Origin of the sequence: Actinosynnema pretiosum (genome assembly GCF_002354875.1) — a bacterium.
Lineage (GTDB): Bacteria > Actinomycetota > Actinomycetes > Mycobacteriales > Pseudonocardiaceae > Actinosynnema > Actinosynnema auranticum.
On sequence record NZ_CP023445.1, the window covers coordinates 846,246 to 863,040 of the forward strand.

Sequence of the window (16,795 nt, forward strand, 5' to 3'; positions counted from 1 at the left end):
AGTCGGCCCCATTGGGGCGGCCGGGTGAACAGGCGGCCAACCGCGTTGTTCACCGCACTTGGCCATTGGTGGGGCGGCTTCCCGACGGTTAGGGTCATCACCGTGAAGGGCCAACCGCACGTCCTGGGAATTGTCCTCGCCGGTGGTGAGGGAAAGCGGCTGTGGCCGTTGACCGCTGACCGGGCCAAGCCCGCGGTGCCCTTCGGAGGCAACTACCGGTTGGTGGACTTCGTCCTGTCGAACCTCGTGAACGCGGGCTTCGTCCAGCTCTGCGTGCTCACGCAGTACAAGTCGCACTCGCTGGACCGGCACATCTCCACGACGTGGCGGCTGTCCAACGTGCTGGGGCAGTACGTGACGCCGGTGCCCGCGCAGCAGCGCCTCGGCCCGCGCTGGTACACCGGCTCGGCCGACGCGATCTACCAGTCGCTCAACCTCGTGCACGACGAGAAGCCCGACCACATCGCGGTCTTCGGCGCGGACAACGTCTACCGGATGGACCCCGGTCAGATGCTCCAGCAGCACGTCGACAGCGGCGCGGGCGTCACCGTCGCCGGGATGCGGGTGCCGCGCGCCGAGGCCAAGGCGTTCGGCTGCATCGACTCCGACGAGTTCGGCAAGATCACCCAGTTCCTGGAGAAGCCCTCCGAGCCGCCGCACGTGCCCGGCGACCCCGAGGTCACCTTCGCGTCCATGGGCAACTACATCTTCACCACCGAGGCCCTGCTCGACGCCCTGCGCGACGACGCCGCCGACGCCGACTCGGACCACGACATGGGCGGCAACATCATCCCCGCCCTGGTGAACCAGGGCCGCGCGCACGTCTACGACTTCGCGGACAACAGCGTCCCCGGCGAGAGCGAGCGCGACCGGGGCTACTGGCGCGACGTGGGGACCATCGACGCCTACTACGAGGCGCACATGGACCTGGTGTCGGTGCACCCGGTGTTCAACCTCTACAACCAGTCCTGGCCGATCCGCACCGCGACGCCCCCGCTGCCGCCCGCCAAGTTCATCGCGGGCGGGAGCGCCGAGGACTCGATGGTGGGGCCGGGCTCGATCATCTCGGGCACCGTGCACGGGTCGGTGATCAGCTCGGACGTGGTGGTCGAGACCGGGTCGGTGGTGCAGGGCAGCGTGCTGCTGCCCGGCGTGCGGATCGGGCGCGGCGCGGTGGTGCGGCGGGCGATCCTGGACAAGAACGTCGTCGTGCCGGACGGCGCGCTCATCGGCGTCCACCCGGCGACGGACCGGTCGCGGTACACGGTCAGCGCGGGCGGCGTGACCGTGCTCGGCAAGGGCGTGACGGCGCACCTGGACTGAAGGGGGCGGGCGAGGGGCCGCCACGGCTGGGTCAGGTCGGCGGGGGGCGGCCGTCGGCCGGCGCCCGCGTCGGTGGGGACCCGTTGGAGAAGCCCCCTCGCCCGCGCCCGCGCGCGGTCATCCGAGCGCGGACGGCGATGATCTTAGGGGGCGTGGTCGCCCGGCCGCGGCCGTTTCGGCGAACCCGGCGACCGGCTGATCGCTCACGGCGAACAGGGCGGGGATCGTTCGACGATCCCCGCCTTTCGCCCGCTCGGACGTGGTGGAGGCGACAGAGGTCGAGGTGTCGATTCCCCCTCGCGGGGGTACGCCGGCCCCGAGCCGGGTGTTTCTCAGGCTGCTCTCAGCCCGTTCTCACGAGAGTTATAAGCGGGACCGGCACGCTGGTGCCAACACCGGACACCGAGCCGTCCCCACAGCTCAGCGACCACCCGCCGGCGACCACCCACAGCACCCGATCACCACCGAACCACCGACGCAGCCAAGCAGGACTCACGGGAACACGCGGGCCACCACCGCCGTTGGACCGTGCACAGGGCAGCCCGCCCACTGGAGGTGCCACACCGCCCGATGCGAACCCAGCCGATCAACGCCGCCGCAACCGCGCCCACCGCCACCATCGACGAGGTCGAGTGGACCCCGCCCACGTGGGACGAGGTCGTGCGCGAGCACGCCGACCGGGTGTACCGGCTGGCCTACCGACTGACGGGCAACCAGCACGACGCCGAGGACCTCACCCAGGAGACCTTCATCCGGGTGTTCCGCTCCCTGGCGTCGTACAAGCCGGGCACGTTCGAGGGCTGGCTGCACCGCATCACCACGAACCTGTTCCTGGACATGGCCCGCCGCCGCTCGCGGCTGCGCATGGAGGGCCTGCCCGAGGACACCGACCGGCTCGCGGGCGACGACCCCAGCCCCGAGCAGGTCTACACCGAGACCCACCTCGACCCCGACCTGCAGGCCGCGCTGGACGAGCTGCCCCCGGAGTTCCGGGCCGCCGTGGTGCTCTGCGACGTGGAAGGGCTGTCGTACGAGGAGATCGGCGCCACCCTCGGGGTGAAGCTGGGTACGGTGAGGAGCAGGATTCACCGGGGTCGCCAGGCCCTCCGGGTCGCGCTCGAGCGGCGCCGGGCACAGCAGCGGGAGGACGCGTGACCGATCTGCGAGGTTGGGGACTGCCCGAGCAGCACCTGCTGCCCGACGCCGTCGTCGCCTTCGTCGACGGCGAGCTGTCGGCCTCGGCCCACAGCCGGGCCTCCGCGCACCTGGCGGCGTGCCCGTTCTGCGCCGCCGAGGCGTACTCGCAGCAGCAGGCCAGGTCCGCCGTGCGATCGGCGACCACCCCGTGCGCGCCCGCGGGCCTGCTGGCCAGGCTGGGCGCGATCCCGCAGGAGGTCGACCTCCCCAGCGCCCCCGACGGCCTCGCCGTCACCGAGGACGGCCAGCTCGTCACCGTCCAGCGCCCCCAGCGCGCCACCGGCCACCAGCCCACCGCGTTCGGCTCCGGCCCCGCGCTCGGCCAGTCCCGCCCTTTCGGGACGGGCGCCCGCATCGGCTCAGGCGGGCGCTTCGGCAGCAGGGCCAGGCAGGGCGCGGGCGTGGTGGTGTCGGGCCTGATGCTCGGCGCGCTGGCGCTCGTCGTCCCCGGCGGTGACGACAGCGCCCCCCAGCCCGCGCAGGGCACCGTCCCCGTGCCGACCCCGGCCGTCGCGCCCGCGATGACGACGGTCCCGCCGCTGCCCGTCGACGACGGTGCGGATCCCCTCCGGGCGGTCTCCCACCAGCGGTTCACCCGCTGAACGGCAACTTCACCGCAGACCGGGCACGATGGCCCCGCAACGCACGCACGGCAACGTTCGGGGAGCGATGAGCGAGCTGGAGCAGGGCAACGGCCAACGGCCCCCGACGCCCGTGTCCGGTGTAGACGACGGCGGCCACCGCAGGCTCGCGCCGCGCCCGCTGGAGCGCCCGCCCGTCGACCCGACCCTCAGCACCGCCTTCGGCCGCCCGCACGGCGTCGACGGCGCGTTCGCGGGCCGCGCCCAGGCCCCGCAGCAGCCCGTCACCCTCGCCCCGCCCACGCCCGAGGCGCTGAGCAGCGCGTTCGGCCGCCCGCCCGGCGAGGGCGGCACCCGCCTGCAGCGCCCGCCGAACCTGGACGCCTCCGGTGAGCCCGAGGTCGAGCCGGTCTTCTGGGAGGGCGAGCCCGCGGGCGACGCCTGGCGCGATCCGGGCGCGAGCGCCGTCATCGGCCCGCCCGCCGTCGGCGAGGACCCGGCCAAGCCCGCCGACGCCCCGGCGACCCCCGGCCCGCAGCTGAGCGTGCCCGAGCTGCTGTTCGGCAGGCGCGTCAAGCCCACCGCCCTCGCGCTGCTGCTCGTCGTCGTGCTCGCCGTGGGCAGCGCGGGCGGGCTCGTCGGCTGGGCGCTCGGCCGCACGGGCAACCCGCTCACCGACGGCAGCGTCACCCTCGCCGAGGTCAAGACGGCCAAGGAGCGCCCGGTCGGCTCGGTCGCGGACGTGGCCAGCCGGGTCACGCCCGGCGTGGTGTCGATCGAGTTCAAGGGCGCCAGCATCGCGGGCGTCGGCTCCGGCGTCGTCATCGACGGCGCGGGCTACGTCCTCACCAACGACCACGTGGTCGCCCCGGCCGTGCAGGACAGCTCCGCGAAGCTGACCGTCGTGTTCACCGACGGCAAGCGCGCCACCGCCCGCGTGGTCGGCCGCGACTCCAAGACCGACCTGGCCGTGATCAAGGTCGAGGTGACCAACCCGACCGTCATCCAGTTCGGGAACTCGGACGACCTGCAGGTCGGCGACACGGTGCTGGCGATCGGCTCGCCGCTGTCGCTGTCCAACACGGTCACCGAGGGCATCGTCAGCGCACTCAACCGCCCGGTCACCGCGGCGGGCGAGAACGGCGGCCCGGCCGTCACCTACGACGCGATCCAGACCGACGCGGCGATCAACCCCGGCAACTCCGGCGGCGCCCTGGTCGACTCCTCCGGCGCGCTGGTCGGCATCAACTCCTCCATCCGCACCGAGACCGGCGGCTCGGTCGGCCTCGGCTTCGCGATCTCCGGCAACTACGCCCGCCGGGTCTCCCAGGAGCTGATCCGCGAGGGCCAGGTCAAGCACGCCGACATGAACGTCAACGTGAACTCGGTGTCCGCCGAGACCGCCGAGGGCGCGCGGGTGCAGAACGTGCCCGCCGACGGCGCGGCGGCGGCGGCGGGGATCGTGGAGAACGACGTCATCACCAAGGTCGGCGACCGGCTGGTGCGCAACGCGGCCGAGTTCACCGTGGCGGTGCGCGAGCACGAGATCGGCGAGACGGTGCCGGTGGTGCTGGCCAGGCAGGGCCGCGAGCTGACCCTCCAGGTCACCCTCCGCTCCGACTGACCGGGTTCCCGCGGCGCTCCGGCGGCCCAGCGCGATGGGGCCGACGGAGCACGCGGTTCCCCGCGCCGGTGCGGCTACGCTGGGAGCGGTCGGTCTGCGGAAGGGCGCGAGGTGTTCGAGAACGTCGGATTCAGCGAGCTGCTGGTGCTGGTGCTGGCCGGCCTGTTCATCCTGGGCCCGGAGCGGCTGCCGGACGCCGCCGCCTGGCTGGGGCGGACCATCCGCCAGGTCAAGGAGTACGCGACCGGCGCGCGCGAGCAGCTCAAGAACGAGATGGGCCCGGAGTTCGAGCAGATCCGCAAGCCGCTGGAGGACCTGCGGGAGCTGCGGAACTTCAACCCCCGGCAGGCCATCACCAAGCACCTGTGGGACGACCAGCCCGACGAGAAGCCGAACGGCCACCCGTCGACCGGCTACCCGCCCGTCCCGACCGAGCAGGCCCCGCCGCCGCAGCGGCCCCTCGCGCACAACGAGCGCCCGCCGTACGACCCGGACGCGACCTGAGCGACGCGCCGCCCCGCGAGGCCTGAGCGCCCCGCTGGACCCCTGACGCCCCGTGGTCGACGAGAGCCGCCCTCCCCTCGGGGAGAGCGGCTCTCGGGCGTTCCAGGGGGCTTCCCGGCCCCAGGTCGGGTCCTCGGGGCTAGCGCCCGGCGGGGGAGACGCTGAGCAGCCTGCCCGCCAGCCCGCGCGAGCGCGTCGACAGCTTCCCGGCCACCTCGGTCAGCACCTGCCCGGCCGCCGAGCCCGGCTCCGCCAGGACGATCGGCGTGCCCGCGTCGCCCTGCTCGCGCAGCCTCGGGTCCAGCGGCACCTGGCCGAGCAGCGGCACGTCCGCGCCCACCGCCTTGGTCAGCGAGTCGGCCACGGCCTGCCCGCCGCCGGAGCCGAACACGTCGACCCTGGTGCCGTCCGGCAGCTCCAGCCACGACATGTTCTCGATGACGCCCGCGATCCGCTGCCGCGTCTGCAGCGCGATCGACCCGGCCCGCTCGGCGACCTCGGCGGCGGCCTGCTGCGGGGTCGTCACGACCAGGATCTCGGCGTTCGGCACCAGCTGGGCCACCGAGATCGCGATGTCGCCGGTGCCCGGCGGCAGGTCGAGCAGCAGCACGTCCAGGTCGCCCCAGAACACGTCCGCGAGGAACTGCTGGAGCGCCCGGTGCAGCATCGGGCCGCGCCAGACCACCGGGGTGTTGCCGGGGGTGAACATGCCGATGGAGATCAGCTTCACGCCGTGCGACTGCGGCGGCATGATCATCTTCTCGACCTGGGTGGGCCGGTCCTCGGTGCCGAGCATCCTCGGGATCGAGTGCCCGTAGATGTCCGCGTCGACCACGCCGACCGACAACCCGCGCGCGGCCATCGCCACCGCGAGGTTGACCGTGACCGAGGACTTGCCGACCCCGCCCTTGCCGGAGGCCACGCAGTACACCCTGGTCATCGAACCGGGCTGGGCGAACGGGATCACCGGCTCGTCCACCCCGCCGCGCAGGGTCTTGCGCAGCTCGGTGCGCTGCGCGTCGCTCATCACGTCCAGCTCGACCGCCACCGAGGTCACGCCGGGCAGCGCCGACACCGCGGACGTCACGTCGGCGGTGATCCTGTCGCGCATCGGGCAGCCGGACACGGTCAGGTAGACGGCGACGTCGACCTTCCCGTCCGGGGAGACCGACACGTCCTTGACCATGCCCAGCTCGGTGATGGGCCGCCGGATCTCGGGGTCCTGCACACCGGCCAGCGCCTTCTGGACGTCGGCGGTGCTGGGCACGGGCTGTGTGGTGGTCAAGATCGCCTCACGGGGGTGGACTGCGGTTCGGGACCAGCCATGCTACGGGCGGGCCTGGTCCTTCTAAGTTACCGCCTGGTCGGGGCGCGGCTCGGGGCGAGAGCGATCGGCCGCGTGCTTTCCGTAACATCGGCTCCCGTGTCCGACACCGGCCCGACCAGACGCGCGCCGACCCGCGACGAGCTGGTGGTGTGGCGCTCGTTCCTCAGGGCCCACGCCAGGCTCACCCGCACCCTGGAGGCCGAGCTGGTCCTGGACCAGCGGCTCACCCTCGCCTCGTACGACGTGCTGGTGCAGCTCGCCGAGCGCCCGGACCGCCGGATGCGGATGACCGAGCTGGCCGACGCCGTGCTGCTGTCCCGCTCCGGCGTGACCCGGCTGGTGGACCGGCTGGAGCGGTCCGGCCTGGTGCTGCGCGAGCGGGTCGACGGGGACGGGCGCGGTGTGGTCGCGGTGCTCACCGAGACCGGGCTGGACCGGCTGCGCGGCGCGTCCGGGACGCACCTGCGCGGGGTGGCCAGGCACTTCGCGGACGCGCTCGACGGCGAGGACCTGGCGGACTTCCAGCGGATCTGCGAGAAGCTCGCGGACGGCTGAGCGCGGACGGCTGAGCGCTACGACCGGACGTCGTCCAACCTCGGGCCGTCCAGCCTGCCGCCGCCCTCGCGGCCCCCGCTCCCGCCCTCGCGGCCCCCGCCCGGCTCCCGCTCGTCGCCGTCCCGCTCCTCGCGCTGCTTCTTCGACTTCCCGCTCTTCTTCCCGCCCTCGCGGAACACCCGGTCCAGCTCGCCGCGCAGGAAGTCCCGCGTCGCGACCTCGCCCACCGCGATCCGCAGCGCCGCCAGCTCCCGCGCCAGGTACTCGGTGTCCGCCTTGGTCTGCTCGGCCCGCCGCCGGTCCTCCTCCAGCGACACCCGGTCCCGGTCGTCCTGCCGGTTCTGCGCCAGCAGGATCAGCGGCGCGGCGTACGCGGCCTGGGTGGAGAACGCCAGGTTCAGCAGGATGAACGGGTACGGGTCCCAGCGCAGCGACACCGCGAGCAGGTTCACCGCGATCCACGCGACCACGATGATGGTCTGCCAGAACAGGAACGTGCCCGTCCCGAGGAACCTGGCCAGCCGCTCGGACAGCCTGCCGAACGCGTCCGGGTCCACCGACAGCCGGAACCGGCCCGCCGAGCGCGGCTGGTCCAGCCGCCGCCGTCCCTGTGGCTCAGGCATGGGTCAGCCCCGTCTCCCGCCAGTTGTCCGGCAGCAGGTGGTCCAGGACGTCGTCCACGGTCACCGCGCCCAGCAGGTGGTCCGCCTCGTCCACGACCGGCCCGCACACCAGGTTGTACGCCGCGAAGTACCGCGTCACCTCGCCCAGCTTCGCGCCCGGCGGCAGCGTCGGCAGGTCCGTGTCGAGCACCCCGGCCACCAGGTCGGACGGGGGTTCGCGCAGCAGCCGCTGGATGTGCGCGCAGCCCAGGTAGCGGCCGGTGGGGGTCGCGGTCGGCGGCCTGCACACGAACACCATGCTGGCCAGCGCGGGCGTCAGGTCGGCGTTGCGCACGTGGGCCAGCGCCTCGGCCACGGTCGCGTCCGGGGCCAGCACGACCGGCTCCGGCGTCATCAGGCCGCCCGCCGTGTCGAAGCTGTACTCCAGCAGCCGCTTCACCGGGGCCGACTCCTCCGGCTCCATCAGCTCCAGCAGCCGCTCCTTGTCCCGCTCGGGCAGCTCCGCGAGCAGGTCGGCCGCGTCGTCCGGGTTCATCGCCTCCAGCACGTCGGCGGCCCGCTCGTCGTCCAGGTGCGCCAGCAGGTCCTTCTGGTCGTCCTCGGGCAGCTCCTCGATGACGTCGGCGAGCCGCTCGTCGTCCAGCGCCTCGGCGACCTCGTAGCGGCGCTTGAGCGGCAGGTCGTGCAGCGCGCTCGCCACGTCCGCCGCGCGCATCGTCTCGAAGATCGCCACCAGGTGCTGGGCGCCCTGAGGCTGGCCCGCGACCTCGCTCACCGACAGCCCGACGACCTCGTCCCAGCGCAGCACCTGCACCTTGCCCCTGCGGGCGAGCCTGCCGGTGCGCTCGCGCACGGCGACCCTGGTCATCCGCCAGTCGCGGGTGCGGGCCGGTTCCATCGCGGCGTCCACCAGCACGGCCGCGGTCCCGCCGACGGTGACGCGGGCGTCGATCAGCTCGCCGACCACCAGCACCTCGTTGGCGCGCTGGTGGAACTGGCGCAGGCTCACCGACCCGGTCGCCAGCGTGATCGCGTTCGGCTCGATCGAGGTGACCCGCAGCATCGGCACGAAGATCCGACGCCGGGTCACCAGCTCCACCACCAGCCCCAGCACGCGCGGGGGTTGTCGGTCCACCCGCAGGCCCACGACCAGGTCGCGGGCCTTGCCGATGGACTCCCCGTCCGGCCCGAACACGGGCAGTCCGGCCAGCTGGGCCGCGAAGACCCGGTTCACTCCGACCACGGGGACAAGGCTAGTGGGGCGCGGCGGTCAGCGCGGGCTGAGCGCGCGGGTGATCGTCTCGCAGGCTCCGGGGGAGACGTCGAAGCCCTGCGCGTGGAACCACGGCCACGCGCTCGCCGCCCGGTAGAACGCCCAGTCGCGCGCCAGTTCCGGGTCCATCCCGGCCGCGTCGACCACGGCGGCCAGCCGCTCGCGCACGCCGCGCTCCCCGTCCACCTCGGCGATCCGGTTCCACAGCAGGGCGACCGCGCCGACCTCCACGTCGCAGGACAGCGGCTTCGGGTCGATCACCAGCCACGGCTCGCGGTCGGCGGCCAGCACGTTCTCGTAGTGCCCGTCCTCGTTCACCAGCAGGTGCGCGGCGTTCGCGGTCAGCTCGCGGCCCAGCTCGGTGGCGGCCTCGGCGATCCGCGCGGGCGCCGGGGAGCCGACCGCGGCGTTCTCGGCGACCACGTCGACCGGCTCGGCGCGCCGGAACCCGGTGGCGTCGGGGAGGGCGAGCCTGCGCATCAGGCCCGCGGCGACCGCGACGGCCTCGGCGATCGGGACGTCCAGCAGCGAGCGGCGGGCGTGCAGGCGCTCCAGCAGCAGCGCGCCGGTGTCCGCGTCGTGCTCCAGCAGCCGCACCGCGCCGTCGCCGTCCCAGGCGCGCAGCGCGAGCGGCTCGCCCCTGGTCTCGTCGTCCTGCCAGACCAGCTTGAGCGCGGCGGGGGAGCCGTCGGCGCGGCGCACCGGCAGCACGACGGCGGTCATGCCGGACAGCAGGTCGCCGTCCGGGGTCAGCTCCCAGGCCGCGCACGCGCGGGTGGCGAGGCGCGGCAGGGCGGCGATCCAGTCCAGGGCGCCGTCCAGCCCCTGGCCGAACCCGGCGGGCACCTCGATCACGCGAACTCCAACCGGTGCACCGACTCCCACGCGGGGGTCGCGTTGAGCCGGGCGGCGCGCAGGGCGAGCGCGGTGTCCTCGTCCGGGGTGAGCAGGCGGGCGGTGGCGGTCGCGGTCAGCAGGTGCGAGCGGGTGCTGGGGGAGCGGACGGTGACGGTGCACGCGACGCCGTCGGCCAGCCCGTCGACGCGCTGCTCGGCGCCGCCGGTGACGACCAGCGCCGCGCCGTCGCGCCACAGCGCCCACACCAGCTTCGCCGGATGCCCCTCGGGGGCCACCCAGATGGCCGCGGCCTTGCGCAGCGCGTTGTCCAGCACCTGCCCGATCTCCACCCGCCCAGCCTGCCACAGCCGCTGTGAGCCGGCCCTCAGCCCGATGGCGGCCGGTTCGGCCCCGTGCCAGTCTGCGGTTCGCCCGCTCCCCGCCCCAGGAGGTCCCGCCGTGGCCGACCGCACGACCCGCTCCCGCCGCTCCTGCCTCGCCGTGCCGGGGTCGAGCCAGAAGATGATCGACAAGGCGCGCGGCCTGCCCGCCGACGAGGTCTTCCTGGACCTGGAGGACGCGTGCGCGCCGCTGGCCAAGCCGGACGCGCGCAGGCGGGTCGTGGAGGCGCTGAACGAGGGCGGGTGGGGGACGCGCACGCGCGTGGTGCGGGTCAACGACTGGACCACCGAGTGGACCTACCGGGACGTGGTGGAGGTGGTCGAGGGCGCCGGGGCGAACCTGGACTGCCTGCTGCTGCCCAAGGTGCAGGGCGCGGAGCAGGTCGCGGCGCTGGACCTGCTGCTGACCCAGGTGGAGCGGGCGGCGGGGCACGAGGTCGGCCGGATCGGGATCGAGGCGCAGATCGAGAACGCGCTGGGGCTGGTGAACGTGAACGCGATCGCGACCGCCTCGCCCAGGGTGGAGGCGCTCGTCTTCGGCCCCGCGGACTTCATGGCGTCGATCAACATGAAGACCCTGGTGGTCGGCGAGCAGCCGCCGGGGTACGACGTGGGCGACGCGTACCACCACATCCTGATGCAGATCCTGATGGCGGCGCGGGCGCACGGGAAGCAGGCGATCGACGGGCCGTACCTGCAGATCCGCGACGTGGACGGGTTCCGGCGGGTGGCCGGGCGGTCGGCGGCGCTGGGGTTCGACGGGAAGTGGGTGCTGCACCCTGGGCAGATCGAGGCGTCGAACGAGGTCTACAGCCCGCGGCAGGAGGACTACGACCACGCGGAGAACATCCTGGACGCGTACGAGCACCACACGTCGGCGGCGGGCGGCGCGCGGGGCGCGGCGATGCTGGGCGACGAGATGATCGACGAGGCGTCGCGGAAGATGGCGCTGGTGATCTCGGGCAAGGGGCGCGCGGCGGGGATGAGCCGGACGGACGTGTGGACGCCCGAGGGGTGAGCGCGGGTCCCCGTCCTGCTCCTGCCGCTCTTCGAGCTGCTCCAGCGGGATGACCGCCCGTGGTGGCGACCGTCACCCCCGCGTCCACCCCGCGCCACCGGGCGGCCCCGCCGGAGGGCCCGCGCCGCCCCGCCGGAAAGGGAGAAACCGGGCGCTCTCAACGGTTTCCGCCGCCCCCGACCGCCCCGGCCCGGACAGTTCCCGATGTCGGCCAGGTCACCCGCGCTTCAGCGTCCCGCGAACCCGTTTCGCGCCGTTCGCCCGGTCTTGGCAGGATGGGGAGATCAGCAGCGCGAAGAGGTGGTCACCGTGACGAGCTCGTTCTCCGGCCAGGGGCAGAACCGGCCCGGAATGCCGCCCCGCCTGCCCACGCCGCCCAGCGGCTGGCCGATCGGCTCCTACGCCACCTACGAGGAGGCGCAGCGCGCGGTCGACTTCCTGGCCGACGACGACTTCCCGGTGCAGGAGGTCACGATCGTCGGCGTCGACCTGATGATGGTCGAGCGGGTCACCGGCAAGCTCACCTGGGGCCGCGTGCTCGGCACCGGCGCCGCGTCGGGCGCGTGGTTCGGCGTGTTCGTCGGCGTGCTGCTGAGCCTGTTCAGCCCCACCACCGGCGCGTGGGCGGGACCGATCCTGGTCGGCGTCGTCACCGGCGTCGCCTTCGGCATGATCTTCGCTGCGGTGGGCTACGGCTCCTCGCGCGGCAGGCGCGACTTCCAGTCCGCCAGCCAGCTCGTCGCGGGCCGATACGACGTGCTCTGCCAGCCCCGCTCCGCCGAGCGCGGTCGCGACCTGCTCGCCAAGCTCGCCATGCGCCCCGCAGGCTCCGGCGAGGGCGGGCTGTAGCGCCCGAGCGCCGAAGCCGCCCCTGGAACGACACCGCGAAAGCCGCCGGGTCCTCCGTGAACCCGGCGGCTTTCGCGCGTGGCCACGCCCTTCCCCCATCGCGGTTCCGCGAGCACCACCCGCACCCGCCGCCGTTCTCCGCAGAGCAGCGGTCCACCCGGCCCCCGTTCGGCCCCACCACCGGGCCGACCGCCCGCGCACCCGTCCGGCGGCTCAAACCTTTACCGGCGACGTGGTTTGCCGAACCCCTCGAACGGGTAACGGCCGTTCAGGTCTCTTGCGCTGTTGCAGGTGGTTGCGGCACCTGATCACCGGGCCTAGGTTCGTCCCACCGATCGCCCCCGCGAGGGGGCCGGTGGGGGCACGAAGGGGTGCCGGGCACTGCGGTCTGGCTCCTCCACGTTGTCAGGAAGGAGGCATGACCGATATGGGGATGAGGGGCGCGACACCGCGTCGTCGGCTTGCCGCCGCGGGGGGAGTCGCCGCGCTGGCGGCCTCCGTGCTGGCGGGGTGCGGGTCGGACGGCGGAGGGCTCGTCGTCAACGTGTACAAGTACCCGCAGGAGAGCTTCCAGCAGATCGTCGACCGCTGCAACGCGGACGCGAACGGGTACGAGATCGTCTACCACAAGCTGCCCCGCGAGGCCGACGGCCAGCGCGAGCAGCTGGTGCGCAGGCTCGCCGCGGGCGACACCGGCATGGACGTGCTCGGCCTGGACGTCACCTGGACCGCCGAGCTCGCCGAGGCGGGCTGGATCAGGGAGTTCACCGGGCAGGCCAAGAGCGCCGTCGAGGACGGCACGCTGGAGACGCCGCTGGAGACCGCCCGCTACCAGGGCAAGCTCTACGCCGCGCCGGACAACACCAACGTCCAGCTGCTCTGGTACCGGGACGACCTGGTGCCCACCCCGCCCACCACGTGGGCCGAGATGGTGGAGATGGGGGCCAAGCTCAAGGCCGAGGGCAAGCCCGGTCTCGTGCAGGCCACCGGCAAGCAGTACGAGGGCCTCGTCGTCCTCTACAACACGCTGGTCAACTCCGCGGGCGGCACGATCGTCGACGAGTCCGGCACCAAGGCCGTCGTGGACGACAACGCGGTGAAGGCGCTGGAGGTCCTCAAGGAGTTCGCCACTTCCGAGGTGGTCGACCCGTCGTTCTCCAACGCGGCCGAGGACCAGGCGCGCCTGGCCATGGAGGAGGGCAAGGCGGCCTTCCAGCTGAACTGGCCGTTCGTCTACGCCGCCGCGCAGAAGCGCCCGGAGCTGGCCCCGCACTTCAAGTGGGCCCCGTACCCGGCGATCGACGAGGGCACCCCGTCCAAGGTGACCGTCGGCGGCATCAACTACGCCGTCAGCTCCTACAGCGAGCACCCGGACGAGTCGTTCGACGCGATCACCTGCCTGCGCAACGCGGAGAACCAGAAGTTCGCCGCCATCAACGACGGCGTCCCGCCGACCATCGAGTCGATCTACTCCGACCCGGAGATGGAAAAGCCGTACCCGATGAAGGAAGCCATCCTGGAGACGCTCAAGACCGCGAGCATCCGGCCGAGCACCCCGGCGTACCAGAACGTCTCCACGGTCATCTCCACGATCCTGTCGCCGCCCGCGAGCATCGACCCGAAGGCCACCGCCGAGCGGCTCAAGTCCGAGCTGCAGGACGCGCTCGACTCGAAGGGGGTCCTGCCGTGAGCCAGACCGCCGATGCGCCCACCTCGGACAGAGCCGCCAAGGCCCCGCTGGACAAGAGGGCCAAGGCCGCGCTGAGCGAGGGCAAGCGCGCCGAGCGCCGACTCGGGCTGCTGCTGTGCCTGCCCGCGATCCTCATCATGGCCCTGGTCGCGGGCTACCCGATCCTCTACTCCTTCTGGCTGTCCCTGCAGCGCTACGACCTGAAGTTCCCGGACCGCCAGGAGTTCGTCTGGTTCGAGAACTACGCCACCGTGCTCTCCAGCCCGTACTGGTGGGACGCGCTGTGGATCACCCTGATCATCACGTTCGTGTCCGTCGTGCTGGAGTTCGTGCTCGGCATGGCGCTCGCGCTGATCATGCACCGCACCCTGGTGGGCAAGGGCATCGTCCGCACCGCCTCGCTCATCCCGTACGGCATCGTCACCGTCGTGGCCGCGTTCTCCTGGCGCTACGCCTGGACGCCGGGCACCGGCTACCTCGCGGAGCTCGCGGGCGGCGACCCGGTGCTGACCGAGAAGGTCCCGGCCATCATGGTCGTGATCCTGGCCGAGGTCTGGAAGACCACGCCGTTCATGGCGCTGCTGCTCATGGCGGGCCTGGCGCTGGTCCCCGAGGACCTGCTCAAGGCCGCCGCCGTCGACGGCGCGAGCCCGTGGCAGCGGTTCGTCAAGGTCATCATCCCGGTGATGAAGCCGGCCATCCTGGTGGCGCTGCTGTTCCGCACCCTGGACGCGTTCCGCATCTTCGACAACCTGTTCGTGCTGACGGCGGGCTCGCAGGGCACGTCGTCGGTGTCGATGGTCAGCTACAACAACCTCATCAAGGGCCTGAACCTCGGCATCGGCTCCACCATGTCCGTGCTGATCTTCGTGGCGGTGGCGATCATCGCGTTCATCTTCGTCAAGCTGTTCGGCACCGCTGCCCCCGGTAGCGACAACACGGGGAGGCGCTGATGGCCGGGACCGGAGGAGCCGTCACCACCGGCCGCAAGGCCCGCTGGGCGGTGCTCAACACCGTCGTCGTCGCCTACGCGCTGATCCCCGTGCTGTGGATCGTGTCGCTGTCGTTCAAGACGCCCGCGACCCTGGCGGACGGGAACTTCATCCCGCGCGAGTGGACCCTGGAGAACTACCAGGCGATCTTCACCACGAGCGAGTTCGTCCGGGCGCTGGTGAACTCGATCGGCATCGCCCTGATCGCCACCGCGATCGCCGTCGTGTTCGGCACCATGGCCGCCTACGCCATCGCCAGGCTCGACTTCCCCGGCAAGCGCGCGCTCGTCGGCGTGTCCCTGCTGGTGTCGATGTTCCCGCAGATCTCCCTGGTGTCGCCGCTGTTCGAGATCGAGCGCACCCTCGGGCTGTTCGACACCTGGCCCGGCCTGATCCTGCCGTACACCACGTTCGCGCTGCCGCTGGCGATCTACACCCTCTCCGCGTTCTTCCGGGAGATCCCGTGGGAGCTGGAGAAGGCGGCGAAGATGGACGGCGCCACCCCCGGCCAGGCGTTCCGGCGGGTCATCGCGCCGCTCGCCGCGCCGGGCGTGTTCACCACGGCCATCCTGGTGTTCATCTTCTGCTGGAACGACTTCCTGTTCGCCATCTCGCTGACCTCCACCGAGTCCTCGCGGACGGTGCCGGTCGCGCTGTCGTTCTTCACCGGCAGCTCCCAGTTCGAGGACCCGACCGGTTCCATCGCCGCCGCGGCGGTGGTCATCACGGTCCCGATCATCGTGTTCGTGCTGTTCTTCCAGCGTCGCATCGTGGCCGGGCTGACCTCCGGCGCCGTCAAGGGGTGAGTGGGCGTGGCAGAGATCGTTCTCGACAAGGTGAGCAAGCAGTACCCCGACGGCGCGGTGGCCGTGCGGGACGTGGACCTGGAGATCGGTGACGGCGAGTTCGTCATCCTCGTCGGCCCGTCCGGCTGCGGGAAGTCCACCACCCTCAACATGATCGCGGGCCTGGAGGACATCACCTCCGGCGAGCTGCGGATCGGCGGCGAGCGCGTCAACGAGCGCGCGCCCAAGGACCGCGACATCGCCATGGTGTTCCAGTCGTACGCGCTCTACCCGCACATGACCGTGCGGGAGAACATGGCGTTCCCGCTGCGGCTGGCCAAGGTCGACGACGCCACGGTCCAGCGCAAGGTCAAGGAGGCTGCGGACATCCTCGACCTCGGCCAGCACCTGGACCGCAAGCCGGCGAACCTGTCCGGCGGCCAGCGCCAGCGGGTCGCGATGGGGCGCGCGATCGTGCGCAGCCCCAAGGCGTTCCTCATGGACGAGCCGCTGTCGAACCTCGACGCCAAGCTGCGCGTGCAGATGCGCACCTCGGTGTCGCGGCTGCAGAAGCGGCTCGGCACGACCATGGTCTACGTGACCCACGACCAGACCGAGGCGATGACCCTGGGCGACCGGGTCGTGGTCATGCGCGGCGGGCACGTGCAGCAGGTCGGCGCGCCCCAGCACCTCTACGACCACCCGGCCAACCTGTTCGTCGCGGGCTTCATCGGCTCGCCGTCGATGAACTTCGTGCCCGCCGGGATCGAGGGCGACCAGCTGCGCACCGCGCTCGGCGACATCCCGCTCTCCGCGCGGGTCAAGTCGCTGCTGGCGCGCGAGGACGCGCCCCGCGAGGTCATCCTCGGCCTGCGGCCCGAGCACTTCGAGGACGCCAGGCTCGTGGACGAGTCGGTGCGCGGGTCGGGCGTCACGTTCACCAGCAACGTGGACGTGCTGGAGTCGATGGGGTCGGACAAGTACGCGTACTTCGGCGTCGACGGCGAGCAGGCCACCTCCGCCGAGCTGGAGGAGCTGGCCGCCGACGCGGGCTCGGTCGACGTGCCCGGCTCCGGGGTGTCCCTGGTGACCAGGCTGTCGGCGGCGTCCACCGCGGTGGAGGGCGAGCCGGCCGAGGTGTGGTTCGACGCGGACAAGGTGCAGCTGTTCGACCCGTCCAGCGGGCGCAACCTCACCTACGCGGGCGAGTGACGCG

General features: G+C 72.6%; 17 protein-coding genes. 12 read left to right on the top strand and 5 right to left on the bottom strand.

Features of this window, described 5'->3' with window-relative positions; translation table 11 throughout:
* Nucleotides 1-102: 102 nt before the first annotated feature.
* The 5 genes from glgC (at nt 103) to tatB (ending at nt 5,229) form a co-directional block, all read left to right on the top strand.
* Nucleotides 103-1,323: a glucose-1-phosphate adenylyltransferase gene (glgC, locus tag CNX65_RS03925; RefSeq protein WP_096491541.1), complete on the top strand. Its 1,221-nt coding sequence runs from the start codon at nt 103-105 to the stop codon at nt 1,321-1,323.
* Between the two features lie 570 nt (nt 1,324-1,893).
* Entirely contained in the window at nt 1,894-2,478 is a 585-nt protein-coding gene (gene sigE, locus CNX65_RS03930; RefSeq protein ID WP_012783418.1) for an RNA polymerase sigma factor SigE, read from the top strand.
* Nucleotides 2,475-3,122: an anti-sigma factor gene (locus tag CNX65_RS03935; RefSeq protein WP_096491542.1), complete on the top strand. Its 648-nt coding sequence runs from the start codon at nt 2,475-2,477 to the stop codon at nt 3,120-3,122. The genes sigE and CNX65_RS03935 overlap by 4 nt, the downstream gene beginning before the upstream one ends.
* A 67-nt stretch (nt 3,123-3,189) precedes the next feature.
* Entirely contained in the window at nt 3,190-4,725 is a 1,536-nt protein-coding gene (locus CNX65_RS03940; protein WP_096491543.1) for a trypsin-like peptidase domain-containing protein, read from the top strand.
* 111 nt (nt 4,726-4,836) lie between these two features.
* Nucleotides 4,837-5,229: a Sec-independent protein translocase protein TatB gene (gene tatB / locus CNX65_RS03945; RefSeq protein WP_096491544.1), complete on the top strand. Its 393-nt coding sequence runs from the start codon at nt 4,837-4,839 to the stop codon at nt 5,227-5,229.
* Nucleotides 5,230-5,368: 139 nt separating this feature from the next.
* Here the strand turns inward: tatB and CNX65_RS03950 are convergent, their stop codons facing one another.
* The gene (locus CNX65_RS03950; protein ID WP_096491545.1) at nt 5,369-6,514 is read right to left on the bottom strand and encodes an Mrp/NBP35 family ATP-binding protein; all 1,146 of its coding nucleotides are present in this window, start codon (nt 6,512-6,514) and stop codon (nt 5,369-5,371) included.
* A gap of 138 nt (nt 6,515-6,652) precedes the next feature.
* Here CNX65_RS03950 and CNX65_RS03955 point away from each other — a divergent pair, with 138 nt between their 5' ends.
* Nucleotides 6,653-7,111, top strand: coding sequence for a MarR family winged helix-turn-helix transcriptional regulator (locus CNX65_RS03955; protein ID WP_177154497.1), 459 nt, complete (start codon nt 6,653-6,655; stop codon nt 7,109-7,111).
* A gap of 17 nt (nt 7,112-7,128) precedes the next feature.
* Here the strand turns inward: CNX65_RS03955 and CNX65_RS03960 are convergent, their stop codons facing one another.
* The 4 genes from CNX65_RS03960 to CNX65_RS03975 are packed head-to-tail and all read right to left on the bottom strand — an operon-like array spanning nt 7,129 to nt 10,194.
* A complete protein-coding gene (locus CNX65_RS03960) occupies nt 7,129-7,734 on the bottom strand; it encodes a DUF1003 domain-containing protein (RefSeq protein WP_096491547.1) in 606 nt (201 codons plus the stop codon).
* Entirely contained in the window at nt 7,727-8,977 is a 1,251-nt protein-coding gene (locus tag CNX65_RS03965) for a magnesium transporter MgtE N-terminal domain-containing protein (RefSeq protein ID WP_096491548.1), read from the bottom strand. Before CNX65_RS03965 ends, CNX65_RS03960 begins: the two co-directional genes overlap by 8 nt.
* Before the next feature lie 27 nt (nt 8,978-9,004).
* Complete coding sequence (locus tag CNX65_RS03970; RefSeq protein WP_096491549.1) at nt 9,005-9,862, bottom strand: aminoglycoside phosphotransferase family protein; 858 nt, start codon at nt 9,860-9,862, stop codon at nt 9,005-9,007.
* Nucleotides 9,859-10,194: a hypothetical protein gene (locus CNX65_RS03975; protein WP_232519692.1), complete on the bottom strand. Its 336-nt coding sequence runs from the start codon at nt 10,192-10,194 to the stop codon at nt 9,859-9,861. Before CNX65_RS03975 ends, CNX65_RS03970 begins: the two co-directional genes overlap by 4 nt.
* 109 nt (nt 10,195-10,303) lie before the next feature.
* On the opposite strand from CNX65_RS03975, the gene CNX65_RS03980 reads away from it, so the two are divergent.
* From CNX65_RS03980 to CNX65_RS04005, 6 genes are all read left to right on the top strand, one after another.
* On the top strand, nt 10,304-11,263 hold the full coding sequence (locus tag CNX65_RS03980; protein WP_096491550.1) for an HpcH/HpaI aldolase/citrate lyase family protein: 960 nt from the start codon (nt 10,304-10,306) through the stop codon (nt 11,261-11,263).
* Nucleotides 11,264-11,614: 351 nt separating this feature from the next.
* Nucleotides 11,615-12,112: a general stress protein gene (locus tag CNX65_RS03985; protein ID WP_096497604.1), complete on the top strand. Its 498-nt coding sequence runs from the start codon at nt 11,615-11,617 to the stop codon at nt 12,110-12,112.
* A gap of 427 nt (nt 12,113-12,539) precedes the next feature.
* Entirely contained in the window at nt 12,540-13,802 is a 1,263-nt protein-coding gene (locus CNX65_RS03990) for an ABC transporter substrate-binding protein (protein WP_096491551.1), read from the top strand.
* Complete coding sequence (locus tag CNX65_RS03995) at nt 13,799-14,755, top strand: carbohydrate ABC transporter permease (RefSeq protein ID WP_096491552.1); 957 nt, start codon at nt 13,799-13,801, stop codon at nt 14,753-14,755. The genes CNX65_RS03990 and CNX65_RS03995 overlap by 4 nt, the downstream gene beginning before the upstream one ends.
* On the top strand, nt 14,755-15,600 hold the full coding sequence (locus tag CNX65_RS04000; protein WP_096491553.1) for a carbohydrate ABC transporter permease: 846 nt from the start codon (nt 14,755-14,757) through the stop codon (nt 15,598-15,600). The genes CNX65_RS03995 and CNX65_RS04000 overlap by 1 nt, the downstream gene beginning before the upstream one ends.
* A 6-nt stretch (nt 15,601-15,606) precedes the next feature.
* On the top strand, nt 15,607-16,791 hold the full coding sequence (locus tag CNX65_RS04005) for an ABC transporter ATP-binding protein (RefSeq protein ID WP_096497605.1): 1,185 nt from the start codon (nt 15,607-15,609) through the stop codon (nt 16,789-16,791).
* Nucleotides 16,792-16,795: the final 4 nt, after the last annotated feature.

What these genes read in the sequence shown, in the direction of transcription:
- sigE (WP_012783418.1), top strand. Translation starts at nt 1,894, where the DNA reads ATGCGAACCCAGCCGATCAACGCCGCCGCAACCGCGCCCACCGCCACC.
- CNX65_RS03940 (WP_096491543.1), top strand. Translation starts at nt 3,190, where the DNA reads ATGAGCGAGCTGGAGCAGGGCAACGGCCAACGGCCCCCGACGCCCGTG.
- CNX65_RS03960 (WP_096491547.1), bottom strand. Translation starts at nt 7,734, where the DNA reads ATGCCTGAGCCACAGGGACGGCGGCGGCTGGACCAGCCGCGCTCGGCG.
- CNX65_RS03985 (WP_096497604.1), top strand. Translation starts at nt 11,615, where the DNA reads ATGCCGCCCCGCCTGCCCACGCCGCCCAGCGGCTGGCCGATCGGCTCC.
- CNX65_RS03990 (WP_096491551.1), top strand. Translation starts at nt 12,540, where the DNA reads ATGGGGATGAGGGGCGCGACACCGCGTCGTCGGCTTGCCGCCGCGGGG.
- CNX65_RS04000 (WP_096491553.1), top strand. Translation starts at nt 14,755, where the DNA reads ATGGCCGGGACCGGAGGAGCCGTCACCACCGGCCGCAAGGCCCGCTGG.